At 71.8% G+C, this 21,368-nt stretch carries 21 protein-coding genes; 13 read left to right on the top strand and 8 right to left on the bottom strand.

The annotated features are described in order from the left end of the window. Nucleotides 1-119 precede the first annotated feature (119 nt). The 7 genes from ABD262_RS15905 (at nucleotide 120) to ABD262_RS15875 (ending at nucleotide 7,633) form a co-directional block, all read left to right on the top strand. Entirely contained in the window at nucleotides 120-380 is a 261-nt protein-coding gene (locus ABD262_RS15905; protein WP_344138379.1) for a hypothetical protein, read from the top strand. 117 nt (nucleotides 381-497) lie between these two features. After that, entirely contained in the window at nucleotides 498-2,756 is a 2,259-nt protein-coding gene (locus ABD262_RS15900) for an ATP-dependent DNA helicase (protein ID WP_344138377.1), read from the top strand. A 60-nt stretch (nucleotides 2,757-2,816) separates the two neighbouring features. Next, complete coding sequence (locus ABD262_RS15895; protein ID WP_344138375.1) at nucleotides 2,817-3,293, top strand: XdhC family protein; 477 nt, start codon at nucleotides 2,817-2,819, stop codon at nucleotides 3,291-3,293. A gap of 40 nt (nucleotides 3,294-3,333) precedes the next feature. Further along, nucleotides 3,334-4,308, top strand: coding sequence for a DNA polymerase III subunit delta (gene holA, locus ABD262_RS15890; protein WP_344138373.1), 975 nt, complete (start codon nucleotides 3,334-3,336; stop codon nucleotides 4,306-4,308). 198 nt (nucleotides 4,309-4,506) lie between these two features. Next, entirely contained in the window at nucleotides 4,507-4,767 is a 261-nt protein-coding gene (gene rpsT, locus ABD262_RS15885) for a 30S ribosomal protein S20 (protein WP_344138371.1), read from the top strand. A 176-nt stretch (nucleotides 4,768-4,943) separates the two neighbouring features. Then, the gene (locus ABD262_RS15880) at nucleotides 4,944-6,281 is read left to right on the top strand and encodes a phosphoribosyltransferase family protein (RefSeq protein ID WP_344138369.1); all 1,338 of its coding nucleotides are present in this window, start codon (nucleotides 4,944-4,946) and stop codon (nucleotides 6,279-6,281) included. Continuing rightward, on the top strand, nucleotides 6,278-7,633 hold the full coding sequence (locus ABD262_RS15875; RefSeq protein ID WP_344138367.1) for an erythromycin esterase family protein: 1,356 nt from the start codon (nucleotides 6,278-6,280) through the stop codon (nucleotides 7,631-7,633). Before ABD262_RS15880 ends, ABD262_RS15875 begins: the two co-directional genes overlap by 4 nt. A 3-nt stretch (nucleotides 7,634-7,636) precedes the next feature. Here ABD262_RS15875 and ABD262_RS15870 read toward each other — a convergent pair whose 3' ends face one another. The 5 genes from ABD262_RS15870 to ABD262_RS15850 form a co-directional block, all read right to left on the bottom strand. Beyond that, a complete protein-coding gene (locus tag ABD262_RS15870) occupies nucleotides 7,637-8,161 on the bottom strand; it encodes a type II toxin-antitoxin system PemK/MazF family toxin (protein ID WP_344138365.1) in 525 nt (174 codons plus the stop codon). A gap of 113 nt (nucleotides 8,162-8,274) precedes the next feature. Beyond that, entirely contained in the window at nucleotides 8,275-8,679 is a 405-nt protein-coding gene (locus tag ABD262_RS15865) for a VOC family protein (protein ID WP_344138363.1), read from the bottom strand. Between the two features lie 85 nt (nucleotides 8,680-8,764). Next, entirely contained in the window at nucleotides 8,765-9,235 is a 471-nt protein-coding gene (locus ABD262_RS15860) for a type II toxin-antitoxin system PemK/MazF family toxin (protein WP_344138361.1), read from the bottom strand. Between the two features lie 48 nt (nucleotides 9,236-9,283). After that, complete coding sequence (locus ABD262_RS15855) at nucleotides 9,284-10,267, bottom strand: phosphotransferase family protein (protein ID WP_344138359.1); 984 nt, start codon at nucleotides 10,265-10,267, stop codon at nucleotides 9,284-9,286. Continuing rightward, a complete protein-coding gene (locus tag ABD262_RS15850) occupies nucleotides 10,264-11,157 on the bottom strand; it encodes a M48 family metallopeptidase (RefSeq protein ID WP_344138357.1) in 894 nt (297 codons plus the stop codon). The genes ABD262_RS15855 and ABD262_RS15850 overlap by 4 nt, the downstream gene beginning before the upstream one ends. 89 nt (nucleotides 11,158-11,246) lie before the next feature. Between ABD262_RS15850 and ABD262_RS15845 the strand changes: the two genes are divergently transcribed. The 3 genes from ABD262_RS15845 (at nucleotide 11,247) to ABD262_RS15835 (ending at nucleotide 15,171) form a co-directional block, all read left to right on the top strand. After that, complete coding sequence (locus tag ABD262_RS15845) at nucleotides 11,247-12,488, top strand: MFS transporter (protein WP_344138355.1); 1,242 nt, start codon at nucleotides 11,247-11,249, stop codon at nucleotides 12,486-12,488. 333 nt (nucleotides 12,489-12,821) lie between these two features. Continuing rightward, a complete protein-coding gene (lepA, locus tag ABD262_RS15840; protein ID WP_344139985.1) occupies nucleotides 12,822-14,657 on the top strand; it encodes a translation elongation factor 4 in 1,836 nt (611 codons plus the stop codon). 43 nt (nucleotides 14,658-14,700) lie between these two features. Continuing rightward, a complete protein-coding gene (locus tag ABD262_RS15835) occupies nucleotides 14,701-15,171 on the top strand; it encodes a hotdog fold domain-containing protein (RefSeq protein WP_344138353.1) in 471 nt (156 codons plus the stop codon). Nucleotides 15,172-15,215: 44 nt separating this feature from the next. Here the strand turns inward: ABD262_RS15835 and ABD262_RS15830 are convergent, their stop codons facing one another. Then, a complete protein-coding gene (locus tag ABD262_RS15830) occupies nucleotides 15,216-16,007 on the bottom strand; it encodes a tyrosine-protein phosphatase (protein ID WP_344138351.1) in 792 nt (263 codons plus the stop codon). A 292-nt stretch (nucleotides 16,008-16,299) separates the two neighbouring features. On the opposite strand from ABD262_RS15830, the gene hemW reads away from it, so the two are divergent. Continuing rightward, entirely contained in the window at nucleotides 16,300-17,526 is a 1,227-nt protein-coding gene (gene hemW, locus ABD262_RS15825) for a radical SAM family heme chaperone HemW (RefSeq protein WP_344138349.1), read from the top strand. A gap of 12 nt (nucleotides 17,527-17,538) precedes the next feature. On the opposite strand, the gene ABD262_RS15820 is transcribed toward hemW, so the two are convergent. Both ABD262_RS15820 and ABD262_RS15815 read right to left on the bottom strand, forming a co-directional pair. Next, on the bottom strand, nucleotides 17,539-17,949 hold the full coding sequence (locus tag ABD262_RS15820; protein ID WP_344138347.1) for a DUF4870 domain-containing protein: 411 nt from the start codon (nucleotides 17,947-17,949) through the stop codon (nucleotides 17,539-17,541). A 141-nt stretch (nucleotides 17,950-18,090) separates the two neighbouring features. After that, the gene (locus tag ABD262_RS15815; RefSeq protein ID WP_344138345.1) at nucleotides 18,091-18,966 is read right to left on the bottom strand and encodes a DUF3097 domain-containing protein; all 876 of its coding nucleotides are present in this window, start codon (nucleotides 18,964-18,966) and stop codon (nucleotides 18,091-18,093) included. Between the two features lie 166 nt (nucleotides 18,967-19,132). On the opposite strand from ABD262_RS15815, the gene hrcA reads away from it, so the two are divergent. Beyond that, the gene (gene hrcA, locus ABD262_RS15810) at nucleotides 19,133-20,164 is read left to right on the top strand and encodes a heat-inducible transcriptional repressor HrcA (protein WP_344138343.1); all 1,032 of its coding nucleotides are present in this window, start codon (nucleotides 19,133-19,135) and stop codon (nucleotides 20,162-20,164) included. A 70-nt stretch (nucleotides 20,165-20,234) separates the two neighbouring features. Further along, nucleotides 20,235-21,359, top strand: a complete 1,125-nt coding sequence (gene dnaJ, locus ABD262_RS15805) for a molecular chaperone DnaJ (RefSeq protein ID WP_344138341.1) — start codon at nucleotides 20,235-20,237, stop codon at nucleotides 21,357-21,359. Nucleotides 21,360-21,368 lie beyond the last annotated feature (9 nt).

Raw genomic sequence — 21,368 nt, 5'->3', positions numbered from 1 at the left:
TTCTTTTGAGGGGGTCGGGGCCGGCTTCTCAGGGGGTGCACCCGATGTGGCTGAGGTGTCCTTCGCCGGACCGTGGAGGTGTCGGCAGGGATCACCTCTCAGCACACCAGGAGCACACCATGAACGCCAGCCAGACCACCGTCACCTCGGGCCGACGCAGCCGCCGCGCCCGGCGCATCCTCGTCGCCACCACGGTCGCCGTCGCCCTGGGCGCGCTGCCGGCCGCAGCACGGCAGGACCCCGGTCGGATCGACACCCCGGCGCCGCCGACGACCGCCATCTACTTCTGTTCGCCGGAGCGCGTGGGGACCCAGTTCGTCGCCTGCGACAACCTGACCGGGAACGGGGTCCCGGTCCCGGCGTGGGTGCCCGAGAGGTGACACGACACGGCCCCACAGTGGCCCCGGCGCTCTTCGTGGCGCCGGGGCCACGCTCGTTTCGGGGCCCGGTGGGGACGGTCGACCAACTCACCCCACGCCACGGCATACGCTGACCCAATGGCTTCACTCGACGACCTGTTGCACGCCGCCGTCCAGGGAGTCGGAGGAGTCGAGCGACCGGGCCAGGTCGAGATGGCCCACGCCGTCGAGGACGCCGTGGCGAGGGACGAGCACCTGCTGGTGCAGGCGGGCACCGGCACCGGCAAGTCACTGGCCTACCTGATCCCGGCCGTCATGCACGCCCAGAAGACGGGCAAGCCGGCGGTCGTCGCGACCGCGACCCTGGCCCTGCAGGCCCAGATCGTCGACCGCGACATGCCTCGGCTGGCCGAGTCGGTCGCGCCACTGCTCGGGAAGCGACCCACCTACGGCTTGGTCAAGGGACGGCGCAACTACCTGTGCGCCCACAAGCTCGAGGGCGGCTTCCCCGACGACGAGGACGGGCTGTTCGAGGTCGGCGAGGTGGACCGCGCGGCGTCCCGGCTCGGCCAGGAGGTGGTCCGCCTGCGCGAGTGGGCCGAGACCACCGAGTCCGGCGACCGCGACGAGCTGGTGCCCGGGGTGAGCGAGCGGGCCTGGCGCCAGGTGTCGGTCAGTGCCCACGAGTGCATGGGGAGCAAGTGCCCCGCGTTCGCCGACTGCTACGTCGAGCGCTCGCGGGAGGCCGCCAAGGACTGCGACGTCATCGTCACCAACCACTCGTTCATGGCGATCGACTCGTTCGAGGGTCGGCAGATGCTGCCCGAGCACGACCTGCTCGTCGTCGACGAGGCGCACGAGCTGGTCGACCGGGTGACCTCCACCATCACCGACGAGATCACCCCCTCGATGGTGGCGGCGGCAGCCAAGCGGGCCGGCCGGATGGCCGAGTCCACCGAGGCCGTCGACGACGCCTCGGTCTTCCTCCAGTCCGTCCTCGACGAGCTCCCCGAGGGCAAGCTCAACGGCATACCCGATGCGCTGTCCCTGGCCCTCGCCCGGGTGCGGGACACGACGCGGCAGGTGCAGTCGGAGCTCAAGCCCGAGAAGGGGGTCGAGCCCGACGGCGCCCGCAAGGTGGCCCAGGCCGCCATCGACGAGATGTTCGAGAACTCGTCCCGCATCCTGGAGCAACGCGACCTCGACGTCGTCTGGGTCAGCCGCGACCAGCGACGCGGATCGGTGTTGCGCGTCGCGCCGATGAGCGTCGCGATGTTGTTGCGCGACAAGGTCTTCGGTGACCGCACCGTGGTCATGACCTCGGCCACCCTCGAGCTCGGCGGCACCTTCGACGCCGTGGCCGGCACGATGGGGCTGCGCGGCGAGGGGGCCCCGCAGTGGCGCGGGCTCGACGTGGGCAGCCCGTTCGACTACCCCCAGCAGGCGATCGCCTACGTCGCCCAGCACCTTCCTGCGCCCGGCCGCGACGGCCTGAGCGAGCAGACGCTCGACGAGATCGAGGCGCTCGTGCGGGCGGCGGGCGGACGCACCCTCGGGTTGTTCTCCTCCATGCGGGCGGCCAAGGAGGCGACCGAGGCGATGCGCGAGAGGTTCGACGGCGACATCGGCTTCCTCTGCCAGGGCGAGGACCAGATCACCACCCTGGTGCGGCAGTTCGCCCGCGACCCCCGCACCTGCCTCTTCGGCACGCTGACCCTGTGGCAGGGCGTCGACGTCCCCGGCACGGCGTGCCAGCTCGTGATCATCGACCGGATCCCCTTCCCGCGACCCGACGACCCGCTGTCGTCGGCGCGCTCGCAGGCGATCGCCCGGATGGGTGGCAACGGCTTCATGGCCGTCTCCGCCACTCACGCCGCGCTACGCCTGTCCCAGGGCGCCGGGCGGCTGATCCGCCGCGCGGACGACCGCGGCGTGGTCGCCTTCCTCGACTCCCGCATGGTGACCGCGAGGTATGCCGGGTTCCTCCAGCGTTCGCTGCCCCCGTTCTGGCCCACCACCGACCGCGAGCGGGTGCTCGCCGCCCTGCGCCGGCTGGACGAGACCGCCGCCCCGCCGGTGGAGGTGCACGAGCCGGCGCTGCGTGGCATCACCGGTGCCCTGGTCGGGACGACGATGGGTGGGACGGGCGAGGACGCCACCGAGCACCCGCGACCGGTCGCCGATGCGCCGCCGCCGGCCGAGTCGGCCCGGACCGCGGTCACGTCCGGCCACGCCTGGACGGCCGAGTCCGACGAGGAGCTGCGCGACGGGGTGGAGCTGGGCCTGTCGGTCGACGAGCTCGCCGAGAGCCTCGAGCTGCCCGCCGACGTGGTGGCCGCCCGGCTCAAGGGTCTCGGCCTCGAGGCGTCCGGGGCGGCCACGCTCTCGTTCGAGTAGCCGGTCCTGGGCGGTTCCATCCGGACCCTGTCCGCGTGCGCGGTGAGCGATACTGACGGCATGACTGGTCCCTGTGCACTGCACGTCGTCGGTGACGGTCCGGTGGCCGAGGCGCTGGTCTCCCTGGCGGGCCCGCTCGGGTGGCTGGTCACGACCTCCACGGACGACCCCGAGCTCCCTTCAGGTGTCGACGCGCTGGTGGTGACGAGCCACCACGACGGGGTGGACGGCCCGGCGATCCGAGCGGGACTGGAGGCTGGCACGGCATACGTCGGGGGGATGGGGTCCCGTCGCACCCAGGACCGGCGGCGGACCTGGTTGCTGGACCACGGGGTGACCGAGGACGCGCTCGCCACGGTGCACGCGCCGATCGGGCTCGACATCGGCGCGAACGCGCCGGGCGAGATCGCCGTGGCGATCCTGGCCGAGGTGATCGCCGTCCGCGCCGGCCGCACCGCCGCGGGATCGGTCGGTGACAGGGAGGGACCGATCCACCCGGACCTGCCCGCCGGCGACGCGTACTGCCCCGGCGGGTGACCGAGCGGACCTGTCGGTCGGTCATGGGAGGCTGTGCCCCGTGACCGCCACCGCGACGCGCAGCGTCCCGCCCCTCGTGCTGATCTCGGGCCCCGAGGCCGTCATCGCCGACCGGGCGCTGGGCGCCACCCTCGACGACCTGCGGTCCACCGACCCCGAGATCGAGGTGATCCGGCTCGCCGCCGAGACCTACGAGGCCGGCGCGCTGGGCATGCACGCGAGCCCGTCGCTGTTCGGGGGCGCGAAGTGCATCGTTGTCGCCGACCTCGACGAGGCTCCCGACGAGCTGCAGGAAGACCTGCTGGCCTTCCTCGCCGCGCCCGAGCCGGACGTCACCCTGGTCGTCACCCACAAGTCGGGCCAGCGCGGCAAGAAGGTGCTCGACACCCTCAAGAAGTCCCAGGCGCGGGTGCTCGAGGCCCCGGCCATCAAGTCCGACCGTGACAAGACCGACTTCGCCATGCACGAGTTCCGGGCGGCGGGACGCCGAGCCACCCCGGACGCCGTCCGTGCGCTCATCGAGGCGGTCGGCAAGGACGTCCGTGAGCTCGCTGCCGCCTGCCAGCAGCTCGTGGCCGACACCACCGGCACGATCGACGAGGAGCTCGTGGCCAAGTACCACGGGGGCAAGGTCGAGGCGACCGGCTTCAAGGTGGCCGATGCGGCGGTGTCCGGCAACGCCGGCGAGGCGCTGCGCCTGCTGCGGCACGCGATCGCCACTGGCGTCGACCCGGTGCCCATCGTGGCGGTGCTCGCCCAGCAGCTGCGTCAGCTGGTCAAGGTCGGCGCGGCGGGGCGCGGTCGGTCCGCCGAGGTGGCTCGCGACCTGGGCATGGCGCCGTGGCAGGTCGACAAGGCCCGTCGTGGGCTCGCCGGCTGGGGCCCCGAGGGGCTCGCCGAGGCGATCCAGGCGGTGGCCCACGCCGACTTCGAGGTCAAGGGTGGCGGCCGCGACCCGGTCTACGCCGTCGAGCGAGCCGTGCTCACGATCACCCGGGCCCGCACCGGTCGATGACGTCCGCCGTGACGTCCGCGGTGACGTTTTGGGGGAGTGGGCTCCTCGCTGGTAGATTTACCCGTCGCGTGCGCGCATGGTCGTGCGCGCATGCAGCTTCATCCAGAGCCCCTCAACCACAGGTGCCCCACGCCTGGTCCCGAGAGGCTTCTGCCGCCCTCTAACGGCAACCACCGACCAACCAAGAGAGACACACCTGTGGCAAACATCAAGTCCCAGCTCAAGCGGATCAAGACGAACCGCACGGCGACCGAGCGCAACAAGGCCGTCAAGAGCGAGCTCAAGACCTGGATCCGCAAGTTCCAGAAGGCCGTCGACGCCGGCGATGCAGCGGCGGCGAAGGAAGCCCTCGCGACCGCCAGCAAGAAGCTCGACAAGGCCGCTGGCAAGGGCGTCATCCACGCCAACCAGGCCGCCAACAAGAAGTCGGCCATGGCGAAGAAGGCCGCCTCGCTCTGACGCGAGTCGCCTCCACGGCAGCAAGGGCCGGTCACCCCACGGGGTGACCGGCCCTTTCGCGTTCCCGCCCTCCGGCTCCGGCCCACGACGGCGGGTAGGGACCAACGGCACTGCCCGGACGCGAGCCCTGCGGCGATCATCGGGTCAGGATCCTGGCTCGGACGAGGGTGGTGCCGGTGGAGTTCGTCAACAGGGTGGATGCCGGGCGGCGACTGGCCCGACAGCTGAAGCCCCTGCTCGGTCAGGATGCGGTCGTGCTCGGGCTGCCCCGTGGCGGGGTGCCCGTGGCGTTCGAGGTGGCGACCGCGCTGGACCTGCCGTTGGACGTCATCGTGGTGCGCAAGCTCGGCGTCCCGTTCCAGCCGGAGCTGGCCATGGGGGCGATCGGCGAGGGCGGGTTCCGCGTCGTCGACACCGACCTGGTGCGCCGCGCCGGGGTCACGTCGCAGGACGTCGATGCCGTCGAGCGCCGCGAGCGCAAGACCCTCGAGGCGCGCGTCGCCCGGTTCCGGCGCGGCCGGGAGCGGGTGGACCTCAACGGTCGCACCGCAGTCATCGTCGACGACGGCGTCGCGACGGGGTCGACCGCGCGGGTGGCGGGTCAGGTGGCCCGTCACCTCGGGGCGAGGAAGGTGGTGCTCGGGGTCCCGGTGGGGCCGGTCGCCCTCCTCGACGGGTTCGACGGGTTCGACGACGTCGTGTGTGTGTCCACGCCGCGGCCGTTCCTTGCGGTCGGACGGCACTACCGCGACTTCTCGCCCACGACCGACGACGAGGTGGTGGTCCTGCTGGACGCGGCCGAACGACGACGGCGGCAGGGGAGGGCGGCCGGCGAGGCGCCTGACTGCGACGAGGAGGTCGAGGTCCCGGTCGACGGTGTCGTCCTCAGGGGCCACCTGCACCTGCCAGAGCAGCCGGCCGGGGTCGTGCTGTTCGCGCACGGGAGCGGCAGCAGCCGACACAGTCCACGCAACCGGTTCGTGGCGTCGGTCCTGTTCGAGGCGGGGATGGGCACGCTGCTCATGGACCTGCTGACGCCCGACGAGGAGCGCGACCGCCAGTTCGTCTTCGACATCGACCTGCTCGCCGACCGCCTCGTCGCGGCCACGGCCTGGCTGCGGAACCGCCCCGAGGTCGCGAGGACCACGTCGATCGGGCTGTTCGGCGCGAGCACCGGGGCAGCAGCGGCCCTCGTGGCGGCCGCGGCACCCGCCGCCGGTATCGCCGCGGTCGTCTCGCGCGGTGGGCGGCCGGACCTGGCCGGGGCCCGGTTGGGTGACGTCAGGGCCCCGACCCTGCTGGTCGTCGGGGGCGACGACGAGGTGGTGCTCGACCTGAACCGACAAGCCCTGGCCAGGCTGCGGTGCCCCAGCCGGCTCTCGGTCGTGGAGGGCGCCACGCACCTGTTCGAGGAACCCGGCACGCTGGCCGAGGCCGCCATCCTGGCCCGCGACTGGTTCCTCCAGCACCTCGTCGTCCCGCACGACGCTCCCGCCGTGGGGCTCCCGCGATGAACGACCAGCGAGCGGTCGTGCTCGAGTCGGACGTCATCGCGCAGATCCGGGCGCTCGCCCGACCACTGTCCTCGGCCAGCCACCTGGATGCGCTGGTCGAGCGGGTGGGGTCCGCGCGGTTCGCGTGCCTCGGTGAGGCGTCGCACGGCACCCACGAGTACTACCGGTGGCGGGCCGAGCTGAGTCGTCGGCTGATCCAGGAGCACGGGTTCACCTGGATCGGGGTGGAGGGCGACTGGCCGGACTGCTGGCGGATCAACCGGTGGGTGCGCGGACAGGAGCACCAGGACCTGGATGCGCGCCACCTGCTCGCCGGGTTCGAGCGGTGGCCCACGTGGATGTGGGCGAACCACGAGGTCGCCGACTTCCTCGACTGGCTGCACGAGTGGAACCGGTCCCGGCCGGAGCCGGAGCGGGTCGGCTTCTACGGCCTGGACGTGTACTCGTTGTGGGACTCCCTGCGCGCGACGATGGCCTGGCTCGAGACCCACGCGCCGGATGCGCTCCCCACGGCGATGCGGGCGTGGCAGTGCTTCCTTCCCTATGGCGAGGATCCCCACCAGTACGCGTGGAGCACCAGGCTGGTCCCGACCTCGTGCGAGTCCGACGTGGTCGCCCTGCTCACCGAGACCCGTCGCCGGGCCCGCGACCTCACCCGCGGCACAACCGGCGACCCCACCCGGGACCGCACCTCGGACGAGAGCGCCTTCGACGCCGCCCAGAACGCGGAGGTGGTGACCGACGCGGAGCACTACTACCGCATCATGGTGCGGGGCGACCGGCAGTCGTGGAACATCCGCGACGTCCACATGGCCGACACGATCGACCGGCTGGCCGAGCACCTGGGCCCGGGCTCCAAGGGCCTGGTGTGGGAGCACAACACCCATGTCGGGGACGCCCGGGCGACCGACATGGCTTCCGCGGGTCTGGTCACGGTCGGGCAGCTGGTCCGGGAGCGGCATGCCGGGGAGGGCGTGGCGTTGGTGGGGTTTGCCTCACACCGTGGGTCGGTCATCGCCGCGGCGGGGTGGGGTGACCCCGAGCAGCTCCTGCCGCTGCCGGTGGCCCGTCACGGGAGCCACGAGGACCTGCTCCACCGTGCGCTCGACCACGACGCGGTGCTCGTGTTCGGCGACGACCGGTCGGGGCCGTGGCTGTCGTCGCGGCTGGGTCATCGAGCGGTCGGGGTGGTCTACCACCCGGCTCGCGAGGCGGGCAACTACGTCCCGACGGTGATGGGTGGCCGGTACGACGCCCTGGTCTGGCTCGAGGAGACGACCGGTCTGCGGCCGTTGCACCACGAGGCCCGCCCTCGCGAGCCAGAGCTGGAGACCGAGCCGACGGGCTTCTAGCGGTCAGTGCACCGCACGCACTGCGTCCGCCACCTGTGCGAACGTGGCGCGGTCGAGGACGGCGCCCTCGCGCCGGACCGCCAGCGGATCCACCCGCAGGACGCGGTCGACCCGCACCTCGCTGGGTCGGCCCTTGCTGTCCCAGGCGCCGGACCCGATGTCCTGCCAGTGCCGGCCCTGGCGGGCTTCCTGGTCGTGGTCGCGGTCGTGGTCCTTGCTGGTCAGCATCAGGGCCAGCAACCACGCACCGTCTCGTCCCACCAGCAGGACCGGGCGGTCCTTGCCCTGGCGGTGGTCCTCCTCGTAGGGGACCCAGGTCCACACGATCTCGCCGGGGTCAGGCTGCCCGTCCGGGTGGGGCGCGTAGGTCAGGTCGGGAACCCCGGTGAAGTCGCCGGGGTAGCTGCCGGGGGTCGTGGGTGCTGCGCGTCGGCCAGTGGTCGTGCCCGTGGTCTTCCCCGTGGACCGGCTGGCCGGTGCGTCGGGTTGGCGCCAGAGCCGGGACAGTCGTGAGCGAAGGGAAGCCATGGCCCGACACGCTAGCCGCACGGGTGTGGGACGGCTCGCCCGGCAGGGACGCCGCCCTGCCGGCGGTCTCGCCCACGTCCGTCCCGCCGGAACAGCGGGCAGCTGAGGGGCGTCTACTCCGGAGCTGTAGCCACCTGCCCCGAAGGTGCAGCCACCTGCTCCGGAGGTGCAGCCACCTGCTCCATGAGCCCGATCAGGTGCCCTGCCGGGTCGTTCACGAGCGCGAAGCGTCCGACGCCGGGGACCTCCATGGGTGGCACTGCGCTCGACGCGCCGAGGGCCTGCGCGTCCCGCAGCGCCTGCTCCAGGTCGTCGACGGCGATGTAGATCGTGAGGTAGGGCGGCATGCCGCCGGACGTCTGCATGACGCCGCCGCCGATGCCACCTCCTCCGGGCACGAGCAGCCAGTACTCGGGACCACTGGGTGTGACCTCCCAGCCGAAGAGCTTCTCGTAGAAGCGTGCCAAGTCCGCGCCGTCGGGGGCGCCGAGCTCGAAGTGGATCACCGGGTGGGCCATGGTCAACCTCCTTGACCCACCCACCCCACCACCGGTGGCGACCCGGCGGGCAGGGCCCTTGGTCCTGACGGGCGACCGCGGCGACTCAGGCGTTGCGGCGCACGCCGGCGGCCACCGCGGCGAAGCGCTCCGCGTCGATGGCCGCGCCCTCCCGCCGGATCTTGCTGCGCTTCACCCGGATGATGCGGTCGACCCTGGCCTCGCTCGGTCGTCGCTGCCGGTCCCAGGCCCCGACGCCGACGGGGACCCGGCCGGACGGCTGCCGTCGCCGCTCGTCCGTGCCCACCCGCAGCTTGGTGGTGAGCATGACACCGAGCAGCCAGCGACCGTCGCGCCCGATGAGGAGCACGGGGCGGTCCTTGCCCTTGCGGTGGTCGTCCTCGAACGGCACCCAGGTCCAGACCACCTCTCCGGGGTCGGGCCTTCCGTCGGGGACGGGGGAGTACTCCATCTCGGGCAGCCCCACGAAGTCACCCGGGTAGGCGTCGGTCAGCCACCTGACGAACCGCCGCAGCCAGCCGTCCTGCCTGACCATCGTGCGCGTCGCGTCCCCCATGTCGGCCACGCTACTGGCGTGGTGCGGATGCTGGGGGGCGTTCGGCCGTCAGACCTGCGCCCAGCCGCGGCGGCTGGCCACCAGCGCCGTGAAGGTGCGCGCCATGTGTCGCTGGTGAGCGCGCACCGCACTCCGCGAGCCCGGCACCGTCGGCTGCACGCAGGCATCGACGAGGTATCCCACGAGGATCGCGAGGAACGCATCCACCGCCTCCGCGTCGACCCCCTCCAGCAGCGGCGACCGCGCCGCCATCCGCTCGACGTCCAGCCCGTGGTGCGCCATCAACGGCAGCAGGCCGACCCAGTCGCACCACACCGGCCCGCGCGTGACCCAGTTCCAGTCGACGACCCGTGCGCGCCCGGCCGGGGTGACCAGCATGTTGTCGGGTCGCAGGTCGCAGTGGACCAGGCGCTCCCCGGCCAGGGCCTGGCCGGCCAGCCCGCCGAGCCGCGCGAGCTCCCGCGCGTGGTCCGGCGTCAGCGGGGGTATGCCGTCCGGCCAGGACCGCGCGCCGCTCGCCAGCTCGTCGAGGCAGGCCAGGGCCATCGGGTCGGCCCCGACGTCGGCAGCCAGGGAGGAGTCGGTCAGGGCGGCCACGTCGGTGGGCTCGAGCGCGGCGAGCTCGAGGCAGGCCCCGTGCGCCGCCTCGGCGTCGGCCGCCGTCCACGGCATGCCCGGCAGGCGCCCTTCGATGGCCTCGAGCACCAGCAGCTGCCAGTCCCCGACGGCGGCCGCCCCGACCAGTGCGGGGGCGGTGACCCGCCCGTCGAGCTGCCCGAGGATGCGTGCCTCACGCGGGATGGCCTCCAGCGCGAAGGGAGCCAGCGGGCCGGCCGCCTTGGCGAACACGCGGCGACCGTCCCCCAGCGCCAGCAACCCGGCATACGCGCCGGTGAACCCCGTCGTGACCGAGGGGAAGGCGACGTCGACGACGGACCCGGCGGCCGACTCGATGCCGGCCCGCACCGGGGCCGGCAGCTCGGCGAACGCTGGTCGGGTGACGGTGTTGCGGTAGTCGGGCTCCTGCGTCACGGTCGGTCCTTGGGCCTCCACAGCAGGCGGCCCGGACGACGTCGGTCGCGCAGCGCGTGGGAGCGCCAGACCAGCACGGGGTGCGAGGCGAGGGCGTTGACGACCCAGACGAAGAAGCCCTTCTCGGTGGTGGCCCGGTCGGCCAGGACGTTCACGTCGACGGTCCGGTTGAGGTACTTGCCGGCTGCGAGCGTCGACATGGCCCCGGCGCTGCCGTGGGGGACGAGCGAGTAACCGAAGTTGTCGGCGGTGTACTCCTGGCTGCGGCTGAGCGTGGACCCGACGAACGGGATCCACTGGGCGCCGCTGATCGCCAGGACCCGCCAGTAGCTGGTGTGGCCGGCCGCGATGTGGCCGACCTCGTGGCCGAGGATGAAGCGCAGTGCCTCGGGGTTGCGGGCCTGGCCACCGATCTCGAACAGGTCGCTGTAGACGAAGATGAACCGCCGGAACCCGTGACCCGACGCCGCCGCGTTGATCATGCCGTTGCCGAGGACCACGTAGGCGTCGGGAACCTTGGGCAAGCCGTAGTGGGCACAGGCGTCGAGGAGCATCTGGTGAGCCTCGGGGTACTGCGTGGGGGAGATCTTCACCCCGGACAGCCGCAGCCGGGCGTACAGCTGGCCACGGACGAAGTAGATGATGACCGGCGCGGCCAGGAAGAGGACGGCGTACGGGTCGGGCTGCCGGCGGTCGATGATCGCCGAGGCCACCTCGTAGGTCGAGACGGCCCACACGAGGAACGACCCGAGGATCACGACCACGAGGCAGAGGTTCTCCAGGGGGTGCCGCAGGTGTGATCGCACCTGCCTTCGGTAGCGCTGGGTCGCACCGGCTGCGGGCGCGAACGGGGTCGCAGGCGGTGTGGCGTACTGGATGGGTTCGGACATGGTCCCCTCGTGCGGTCGGCGGTCGGGTCCGACTCTAAAGGCCGGGCCCGGTCGGGAATGTCCCGGGCGCGCCCCGTCGTTGCACCCGCGTGACCGACGCCATTGCCGACCCGTCCCGCGACCTCGGTGTCGACGCCGTCGTCCGCCCGACGCACGTCAACCTCGCCCTGCTGGCCCTGGCCGTCGGGGGGTTCGCGATCGGCACCACGGAGTTCGTGACGATGGGCCTGCTCCCCGAGGTGGCAGAAGGGGTGGGCATCGACATCCCGACCGCCGGCCACGTGGTCTCCGCCTACGCGGCCGGGGTCGTCGTCGGCGCCCCGGTGCTGGCCACCCTCGGCTCCAGGATGCCGCGCAAGCGCCTGCTCCTCTGGCTGATGGGCGCCTTCGCCGTGGCCAACGTGCTGTCCGCGTTCGCCGACAGCTACGGCCTCCTCATGGCGGCGCGCTTCCTGTCCGGCCTGCCGCACGGCGCCTACTTCGGCGTGGGCAGCCTCGTGGCGGCCTCGCTGGTCCCCGCCCACCGGCGCACCTGGGCCGTCTCGATGATGATCACCGGCCTCACCGTGGCCAACATCGTCGGGGTGCCCGTCACCACCCGGATCGGCCAGGCCTACGGGTGGCAGTGGCCGTATGCCGCCGTGGGCGTGATCGCGCTGCTCACCGTCCTGGCGGTATGGCGCTGGGTGCCGTTCTGCCCCCCTGACGGCGGGGTGTCCATGGCCTCGGAGCTGTCGGCGCTCAAGCGCCCGCAGGTCTGGCTGGCCCTGGGCATCGGCACGGTCGGCTTCGGCGGGATGTTCGCCACGTTCTCCTACATCTCGCCGACCATGACCGAGCTCGGCGGGTTCGGCCGGGCCACGATCCCGCTGATCCTCGCCCTCTACGGCGTCGGCATGACGGTCGGGGCGCTCCTCTCCGGACCGGTGTCGCGGATCGGCCTGCTGCGCGCCATCAACGGGTCGCTGGTCACGATCGCGGTGATGCTCTTCCTGTTCGGCCCCGCCGTGAAGGCGTCGATGGCCACCGCGCTCGCAGCGGTCTTCCTGCTGGGGCTCCTGCCGAGCGTGCTCGTCCCGATGCTGCAGACGCGTCTCATGGACGTGGCCCACGAGGGACAGGCGCTCGCGGCCGCGCTGAACCACTCCACGCTCAACATCGCCAATGCCCTCGGGGCCTGGCTCGGGTCGATCGTGCTCTCCGCCGGCCTCGGCTACGAGTGGCCCTCGCGGGTCGGCGGCATCCTCGCCGTCGCGGGGATCGGCATCGCGGTCTGGTCGGCGCTCCTGCAGCGCTCGTCCCGCCGCACCCAGCAGGCGCAGCCCGCCTGACCTGCCCCGTCAGGGCGTCCGGGCCTGGAAGACGCTCACGAGCACCCCGTGGTCAGGCTCGCGCGGCCCCGCCTCGGACTCGTCGTCCACCCCCACCTCGAGCTGACGCTGCCGATCGCCCGCTCGGTGAGCCTTTTCACCGGGGGAACTGGGAGGGGCACGGCATCCGCCCGGACGTCGAGGCGCCGGCCGAGGAGGCGCCGGACGTGGCCCTCGCGAGGCTGCGCGAGTCGTCGGGCTGACGCTGCGTCACGGGCACACCCGCTCGCGTGGGAGGATGGGCCGTTCCGTAAGTCCCCGACGCCCGTGAGGTTCGAAGCACCCGTGTCCCCGATGGCCCGCACCGCGCTGCAGCCGCACGCAACGCCGCCGGACCTGATCCGGAACTTCTGCATCATCGCCCACATCGACCACGGCAAGTCGACGCTGGCCGACCGGATGCTCCAGATCACCGGCGTCGTCGACGGCCGCGACATGCGCGCCCAGTACCTCGACAAGATGGACATCGAGCGCGAGCGCGGCATCACGATCAAGAGCCAGGCCGTCCGCATGCCGTGGGAGCTCGACGGCACGACCTACGCCCTCAACATGATCGACACCCCCGGGCACGTCGACTTCACCTACGAGGTGTCGCGGTCGCTGGCCGCCTGCGAGGGCGCCGTGCTGCTCGTCGACGCGGCGCAGGGCATCGAGGCGCAGACCCTGGCGAACCTCTACCTCGCCATGGAGAACGACCTCGCGATCATCCCGGTGCTCAACAAGATCGACCTGCCCGCAGCGCAGCCGGAGAAGTTCGCCGAGGAACTGGCCGGCTTGATCGGCTGTGAGCCCGAGGACTGCCTGCGCGTCTCGGGCAAGACCGGCGTCGGCGTCGAGCCACTGCTCAACGAGATCGTCAAGCAGCTGCCTCCGCCGACCGGCGACGCCGACGCGCCCGCCCGCGCGATGATCTTCGACTCGGTCTACGACACCTACCGCGGTGTCGTCACCTACGTCCGTGTCATCGACGGCAACCTCAACCCCCGCGAGAAGATCGCGATGATGTCGACCAAGGCGACCCACGAGCTCCTCGAGATCGGGGTCAGCTCGCCCGAGCCCACCCCGGCCAAGGGTCTGGGCGTGGGTGAGGTGGGTTACCTCATCACCGGGGTGAAGGACGTGCGCCAGTCCAAGGTCGGCGACACCGTCACCAACGCCGCCAAGCCCGCCAAGGAGGCCCTCGGGGGATACCGCGACCCCAAGCCGATGGTCTTCTCGGGTCTCTACCCGATCGACGGCTCGGACTACCCCGACCTGCGTGACGCCCTCGACAAGCTCAAGCTCAACGACGCGGCGCTGGTCTACGAGCCGGAGACCTCGGCGGCGCTCGGCTTCGGCTTCCGCATCGGGTTCCTCGGCATGCTCCACCTCGAGATCGTCCGCGAGCGGCTCGAGCGCGAGTTCGACCTCGACCTCATCTCGACGCTCCCCAACGTGGTCTACGAGGTCACGATGGACGACGGCAAGAAGCTCACCGTCACCAACCCCAGCGAGTTCCCCTACGGCAAGGTCACCTCGGTGACCGAGCCCGTCGTGCGGGCGACGGTCCTCGCGCCGACCGAGTTCATCGGCGCGATCATGGAGCTCTGCCAGCAGAAGCGCGGCACCCTGCGCGGCATGGACTACCTCTCCGAGGAGCGCGTGGAGATGCGCTACACGCTGCCGCTCGCCGAGATCGTCTTCGACTTCTTCGACCAGCTCAAGTCGCGCACCCGCGGCTACGCCTCGCTCGACTATGAACCCGACGGCGACCAGGAGGCCGACCTCGTCAAGGTCGACATCATGCTGCAGGGCGAGGCCGTCGACGCGTTCAGCTCGATCGTCCACAAGGACAAGGCCTACGCCTACGGCGTGATGATGGCCGGCAAGCTCAAGGACCTCATCCCGCGCCAGCAGTTCGAGGTGCCCATCCAGGCGGCCATCGGCTCGCGCATCATCGCCCGCGAGAACATCCGGGCGATCCGCAAGGACGTCCTGGCGAAGTGCTACGGCGGTGACATCAGCCGCAAGCGCAAGCTGCTCGAGAAGCAGAAGGCCGGCAAGAAGCGGATGAAGAACATCGGCAGCGTCGAGGTGCCCCCGGAGGCCTTCATCGCAGCACTGTCGAACGACGCCGCGACCAAGAAGTAGGGGACCCGCGCCGACGAGGTTACCGACGGGTAATGTCTGCCGCATGGTCGACACCTACGCGCTCTACCGGCGCCTCGCGGCATACCCCCGGGGCAAGCTGCTGTTCTCGCTCGTCTTCGAACAGGCGGCGCCCTACTTCCGCACCGCGCGGCCGCGGTTCGTCGAGCTCGGCCCCCACCGCGCCGAGCTGACCATCAGGAAGCGTCGCCGGGTGCAGAACCACATCGGCACCGTCCACGTCATCGCGATCTGCAACGGGCTCGAGGCAGCGATGGGCGCCCTCGCCGAGGCGACGATCCCGAGCACCCGCCGGTGGATCCCGAAGGGCATGGAGGTCGAGTACACCGCCAAGGCGACGAGCGACATCACCTGCATCGCGGAGACTGACCCGGCCGACTGGGCGCGCGAGGGTGACGTCGAGATCCCGGTGCGGGTCAAGGGAGTCCGCGACGACGGCACAGCGGTCGTGCAGGGCACCATCCGACTCTGGGTGACGGACAAGCCCTCGCGCTGAGCCGTGGCCGCCCGGCGACGACCCGGTATGCCGCGCGGGCTGGCTCAGCCGCGCAGGCTGGTCCGCAGCTCGGTGACGTCGTCGGCCGACCATCCCTGGGCGCGCAGCCACCCGGCGGCTCCGTCGTGCCGCTCGGCCAGCACCTCGAGGATCCGTCGCATGGTCTCCGGCCGCGGGCGGTGGTGGTCCACGGGCTGGTCCTGGAGTGCCTCGCTGTAGGCGGGACGAGCCAGCAGCCGGGCCATGATGCGCTCGATGCGCTCGCCCGTCGCGACGTAGTCGGCGACGACGTCGTCATCACTCACGCCGGCGACCGAGAGGGCCAGGCCGACGACGGTCCCGGTGCGGTCCTTGCCGGCGGCGCAGTGCACGATCGTCGCCCCCCGGCTCCGTGCGACCACGGCCAGGGCGGCACTCACCGAGTCGGGCCGGTGGGTCAGGTAGCCGAGGTAGTGGCTGGCCCAGTAGTCGTCGTCGAGGCGGGGCTGGGCGTCGGCCTTCTGCTGGTCCTGCTTCGACCAGGGCAGCACCAGCGCCTCCTGCGCGCTGACCGCGTGGACGTCGTCGCGGAACAGCGAGTGGTGGTGGTGCGTCAGGTCACGGGCCCGCAGCGGCCCGGGACCCTCGAGCGTCAGCTCGACGTTGCTGCGCAGGTCGACGACATCGGTGACCCCGAGCTGCTCGAGGGCCTCGACGTCGGCGTCGCTGAGGTCCTGGAGGTTGTCGGAGCGCAGCAGCCGGCCGGTGGCCACGACTCCACCGTCAGTGGTCGGCAGGCCACCGACGTCGCGCATGTTGACGACGCCGTCGAGCTCGATCCAGCGGGGTGTGGTCACGGCTCGACCCTACGGGGAGCCTGCGGACCGAGCCGCGAGGGGCCTTCGGGGGCAATAGGTGAGGGCCTCGGAAAGTATGAGTTTCCGAGGCCCTCTACGACCAGGACCGAGGTCCTGATCGACGCTCTCGCCGAAGCGAGTGCGTAGGCATATTTCTAATCGAGGGACCGGTCCGCGACAAGGGGTTCGGCCCAGATTTCCCCGAGATTCCGGGTCCATTTGCTCGGCCTGCGGCGTGTCGCCGAGACACGCCGGGTCAGGGCCACTGGCAGTCGCCTGCGAGGATGGAGCCATGCCCAGCGCCCTCCCCGACGGTGACCCGGCGCCGTCCGACGGACGGTTGCCGCAGGCGTCACTCGGGTCCCTCGAGCACCACCCGTTCGGCATCTACCTGCACGTGCCGTTCTGCTCGGTGCGGTGTGGCTACTGCGACTTCAACACGTACACCCTGACCGAGCTGGGGGTCGACGGTGCGAGCGTGGCCACCTTCGCGGACGCGGCCCTGCGCGAGCTGTCGCTGGCCCGGACCGTCCTGGGCGAAGCGCCCACGGTCGACACGGTGTTCGTCGGCGGAGGCACCCCCACGATGCTGGCCGCCGTCGACCTGGCGCGGATGCTGGACGGCATCCGCGCGGGCTTCGGGCTCGCTCCCGACGCCGAGGTGACCACCGAGGCCAACCCCGACTCGGTGACGCCCGAAGGGCTCGAGGTGCTCGCCGCCGCCGGCTTCACCAGGGTGTCGCTGGGCATGCAGTCGGCGGTGCCCCACGTGCTGCGCACCCTGGAGCGCACCCACGACCCGGCCAACGTCGAGCGAGCGGTCCGGGCCGCGCGGGCCGCGGGCCTCCAGGTCAGCCTCGACCTCATCTACGGCACACCGGGGGAGTCGCTGGACGACTGGCGCACCAGCCTCGACGCCGTCACGTCCCTGGCCCCCGACCACGTCTCGGCCTACGCGCTGGTAGTCGAGGAGGGCACCAAGCTCGCCGCCCAGGTGCGGCGTGGTCAGGTGCCCGCGCCGCAGGACGACGACGAGGCGGCCAAGTACGAGATCGCCGACGAGCACCTCACCTCAGCCGGCTACGGCTGGTACGAGGTCAGCAACTGGGCGCTGCGCGACGAGGCCCGCTGCCGCCACAACGAGGGCTACTGGGCCGACGGCAACTGGTGGGGCATCGGCCCCGGAGCGCACAGTCACGTCGGGGGAGTGCGGTGGTGGAACGTCAAGCACCCCAACGCGTACGCGGCGCGGGTCGGCGAGGGGCTGAGCCCGGCGCACGGCCGCGAGACGCTCACCGACGAGCAGCGCCACGACGAGCGCGTCCTGCTGGGCGTGCGGCTGGTCGACGGGCTCCCGATCGACGACCTGCACGACGACGGACGAGTGGCCGTCGCCGGCCTGATCGCCGAGGGGCTCGTGGACCCGACAGCGGCGCTGCGTCGTCAGCGGGTGGTGCTCACGAGGCAGGGCCGGCTGCTCACCGACACCGTCGTGCGACGGCTCCTCGGCCTGCGCTGAGACCCGCCCGGATCACTTCACCCAGTCGGGGGTCATCGGGTAGCGGTACCACTCACCGTTGTTGGCCTTGACCGCCGCGATGATCTGGAAGACCACGGACGCGATAGCCACGGCGATCAGGAGGGGCACCGTGATGATCAGCGTCACGATCGGCAGGGACAGCAGACCGAGGCCCACGTAGGCGACCAGCAGGACGAGCTGGAAGTTCAGCGCCTGCGCCGTGTGGTGCCTGATGAACGGACCCCTGTCACGCAGCACCAGGTAGATGACCAGCGGTCCCAGGAAGGGCATCCCGACCACGGCGGACGCGAAGGGTGACAGGTGCACGAGGGTGGCCCAGGTCTTCTCGTCCTGCGGGGACATCGGCCGCTGGGGGCTGCCATAGCCCGGCTGCGGCTCCGGCTGCTGCGGTTGGTCGGTCATTGCTCTCTCCGTCGTCTCCGTGGGTGCTGCCTCCAGTGAAACGCATCCGGGCCCCCGGGAGAACGTCTTTCGGGGTCCGACCGGGGGTCCCGTCAGGGGCAGGTCAGGGCCGACCCTGACGTGCCCCGCCCCCCGCCTGCCTCAGTGCCCCGGCTCCGTCACGAAGTCGATCAGCTCCTCGACGCTGGCGAGCAGGGTCGGCTCGAGGTCGGCGTAGGAGCGGACCGTGCCGAGGATCTGCTTCCAGGCCCGGGCGATGTCGGCCTGGGTGTCGTGCGGCCACCCCAGGTGGTCGCAGATGCCGTCCTTCCACGACTGGCCGCGCGGGATGACCGGCCAGGCGGACAGCCCCAGCCGTTCGGGACGCACGCTCTGCCACACGTCGACGTAGGGGTGGCCGAGCACGCGGACGTGCGCGGCATACGGACCGACGGCGGCGGCCTGCACGACGCGGTGCTCCTTGGTGCCGGGCAGCAGGTGGTCGACGAGCACCCCCATCCGGCGTCCCGGGCCGGGCTGGAACTCGGCGATGGCACCCACGAGGTCGTCGACGCCGTCAAGCATCTCGACGACCACCCCCTCGACCCGGAGGTCGGCGCCCCAGACCTTCTCCACGAGCTCGGCGTCGTGGCGGCCCTCGACGAAGATCCGCGACCCGCTCGCCACCTTGGCGCGAGCACCCGCGACCGTCCGCGACCCGGAGGCGGTGCGGGAGGCGGCGGCGCGGGCCTCGGCCAGCTGGGCGCGGGCGGCCGCCGTCGGTGGCGTCAGCACGACCGGAGCGCCGTCGAGGAGGAACCCCGGCCCCATCGGGAAGCCCTTGGTGCGTCCGCGCCGGTCCTCGAGGTGGACCACGCGCATCCCGCCGGCCTTCTCCACGCGGACGACCGCGCCGCACCAGCCGGTCTCGACGTCCTCGACGACCAGGCCGGTCTCGGCCTCGACCTCGCGGGAGCGCCCGCGCGGGGGGACCTTCCAGTCGCCGGACAGGACATCGGAGCCATAACGGTCGGACACCGAGGCAGGGTATGCCGCGCCCGCGCCTTCGCGACGTGGGCGCGCCGCCCGTGCTGGTTCCGGCCCGGGAACAACGTAGACTTGGCACTCGCTGAGCCTGAGTGCCAGTGCCAGCTGCCCAACGCCGTGTCCGTTGTCGGACCTTGAGTGGTCGAGGAGGTCTTCGATGAGTGAGGAACGTCGTCTCGCAGTGTTGCGCGCGATCGTGCAGGACTATGTCCAGACCTCCGAGCCGGTGGGGTCGAAGTCGCTGCTCGACCGCCACCAGCTTGGCGTGTCCGCCGCGACCGTGCGCAACGACATGGCCGCGCTGGAGGAGGAGGGGCTGATCGCCGCTCCCCACACCAGTGCCGGTCGCGTGCCCACGGACGCCGGCTACCGGCTCTTCGTCGACCGGCTCAGCTCGGTCAAGCCGATGACCGCCGCCGAGCGGGCCGCCATCGCGCAGTTCCTGGAAGGGGCGGTCGACCTCGACGACGTCGTCGACCGGACCGTGCGGCTGCTGGCCTCACTGACCCGTCAGGTCGCCGTGATGCAGTACCCCTCGCTGACCAGGTCCACGGTGCGCCACATCGAGTTCGTGCCGATGGGTCCCAGCCGGCTCATGGTCGTGCTGATCGTCAACACCGGCCGGGTCGAGCAGCGCGTCATCGAGACCCCGCACGACCTGTCCGACGCCGACGGCGAGGCGCTGCTCGGCCTGGTCCGCGCCAAGGTCAACGCCAGGGCCGTCGGGCAGCGCCTGGTGGGGGCCGCCGCGTCCCTGGCCAGCCTCGCCGACGAGTTCGAGCCCGCGGACCGTGACCTGGTGCGCTCGGTCGTGCAGTCCCTCGACGACGCGCTCGTCGAGGAGCGCGAAGAGCGGGTGGTGCTGGCGGGCACCTCGAACCTCGCGCGGGTCGGCACCGACTTCCCGCTCAGCATCGGCCCCGTGCTCGAGGCGCTGGAGGAGCACGTCGTGCTGCTCAAGCTGCTCGGCACGGCTCGGGAGACCTCCGACGCCGTCTCGGTGCGGATCGGCCACGAGAACCCCTTCGCCGGCCTCCAGTCCACGTCCGTCGTCTCGACGGAGTACGGCTCGGGCTCGGAGCTCGTGGCCGGGCTGGGCGTGCTCGGCCCCACTCGCATGGACTACCCCACGACGATGGCGTCGGTGCGGGCCGTGGCCACGTACGTCTCCCGGATCCTCGCGCAGTGACGCGCGTCGACCCGCTGCCCCGAACGTCAGCCTGCCTGACTCCACCCCCTGTGACACCAAGGACATCGCGTTGAACGACTACTACCAGGACCTGGGCGTGTCCCGGGACGCCAGCCCCGAGGACATCAAGCGGGCCTACCGCAAGAAGGCGCGGACGCTGCACCCTGACGTCAACCCCAGCCCCGAGGCCGAGGAGCAGTTCAAGAAGGTCTCGCAGGCCTACGACGTGCTCTCGGACGCCGACAAGCGCCGCTCCTACGACATGGGATCCGACCCGTATGCCGGTGGCGCGGCCGGCTTCGGCCAGGGCTTCTCGTTCAGCGACATCATGGACGCCTTCTTCGGCGCCGGTGCGGGCCAGGCGCAGCGCGGCCCCCGGTCGCGCCAGCGCCGCGGCCAGGACGCCCTGATCCGCCTCGACATCGACCTCGCGGACGCGGTGTTCGGTGCGGAGAAGGAGCTCGCGATCGAGACCGCCGTGGTCTGCTCCACGTGCCACGGCGACGGGGCCCAGCCGGGCACCTCCCGGCGCACCTGCGACGTCTGCGGCGGCCGCGGTGAGATCCAGCAGGTGCAGCGCTCGTTCCTCGGCCAGGTCATGACGACCCGTCCCTGCGTCACCTGCCAGGGCTACGGCGAGGTCCTGGTCAGCCCCTGCTTCGAGTGCTCCGGTGACGGCCGGGTCCGGACCCGGCGCACCCTCACCATCAAGGTCCCCGCGGGCGTCGACACCGGCACCCGGATCCAGCTCGCCGGGGAGGGCGAGGTCGGCCAGGGCGGCGGCCCGGCCGGTGACCTCTACGTCGAGGTCGCGGTCCGCCCCCACCAGACCTTCCAGCGTCGCGGTGACGACCTGCACTGCACGGTCGAGCTCCCGATGACGGCAGCAGCGCTGGGCACGACGGTCAAGCTCGAGACCTTCGACGGCACCAACGAGCTGGAGATCAAGTCGGGCACCCAGGCCGGCGACGCGATGACCCTGCGCGGGCTCGGCGTCACGCACCTGCGGGGCACCGGCCGCGGCGACCTCATCATCCACGCCAACGTGCAGACGCCGACCCGCCTCGACGAGCAGCAGGAGGCCCTGCTGCGCGAGCTCGCAGCCCTGCGCGGCGAGGAGCGACCCGAGGGTCGGCTGTCCCCGGCCCACCCGGGCCTGTTCGGCAAGCTGCGCGACGCCTTCAAGGTCAAGTAGCAGCCGACC

It is taken from the genome of Pedococcus bigeumensis (genome assembly GCF_039531795.1).
Taxonomy (GTDB): Bacteria; Actinomycetota; Actinomycetes; order Actinomycetales; family Dermatophilaceae; genus Pedococcus; species Pedococcus bigeumensis.
Note: the sequence above shows the minus strand (reverse complement) of the source record. Positions and strands in the feature narration are given on the sequence as shown.